The sequence below is a fragment of the Vibrio sp. YT-18 genome, assembly GCF_033337345.1.
Classification (GTDB): domain Bacteria; phylum Pseudomonadota; class Gammaproteobacteria; order Enterobacterales; family Vibrionaceae; genus Vibrio; species Vibrio alginolyticus.
Genome location: NZ_JAWOQO010000272.1, coordinates 1 through 1045 on the forward strand (window position 1 = coordinate 1; position 1045 = coordinate 1045).

At 48.7% G+C, this 1045-nt stretch carries 1 protein-coding gene; it reads right to left on the reverse strand.

The genetic code is table 11. The features are described 5' to 3' along the window. Positions 1-1045 (reverse strand): murein biosynthesis integral membrane protein MurJ (gene murJ / locus R7M72_RS25925; RefSeq protein WP_318056572.1); only part of this gene is annotated, 1045 nt, incomplete at both ends.

A 1045-nucleotide genomic window follows, 5' to 3' on the forward strand; every position in this document is an offset into this window, starting at 1 on the left:
AATGGCCAAGCAGACGTAACCGTAGAAATAGGCAAAAATTGCGTTGAACACCATGTTAGCCACCATCGCGATGATGCCGTATTTCACTGGCGTTTTTGTGTCTTGACGTGAGTAATAGCCTGGCGCCAACACTTTAATTAACATGAAATTCAATAGTCCAGATGCGTAAGCGAGCAACGACAGAGACGCTTGGTGCACATCTTGTGGAGAGAACTCACCGCGCATAAATAGCACCATCAACATCGGCTTCGCCAACGCCATCAAACCCAACATCGCCGGAATCCCGAGCAGCGTTACCATGCGAACGCCCCAATCCATGGTATGTGCAAAACCTTCGCTCTGCGAGTCCACATGTTTACGAGACAGCGCAGGCAAAATCACCGTCGCAATAGCAATACCAAACAGCCCCAGCGGGAACTCCAACAAACGATCGGAATAGTACAACCAGCTAATTGAGCCAGTTTGTAGAAAGCTGGCAATAAAAGTATCAAATAGCAGGTTGATTTGACTGACAGAGACGCCAAACAAAGCGGGAATCATCAACGTGCGGATTTTAACCACCCCAGGATCGCGCCACCCCCACTTAGGCTTAACCATCACGCCCGCCTTAATAAGGAAAGGAATTTGGAATAAGAACTGAACCAAACCACCTAAAAACACACCGATAGCCAGACCGATTTCCGGTTGAGACATCTGTGGCGAGATAAACCAAGCCGCCAGAATGATCATGACATTCAAAAAGACCGGAGTGAATGAGGAGACGGCAAACTTGCCGAGTGTGTTAAGAATGGCTCCGGAAAGCGCAACAAAGGTGATGAACCATAAATAAGGGAAGGTAATTTTGAGCATCAGACTGGCTAGCTCAAATTTCTCTGCGGCCGGCCCACCATGCATCCAATCTAAAAACCAGCCAAAACCAAACAGCGCGGTTACCACACCAGAGCCCAGCACGCCCAGCACGGTAACAATAGAGACAATAACCCCTAACGTACCGGCAGCACGAGCAATCAACTCGCGTGTTTTGTCCATATCACCTTGAGCGTGA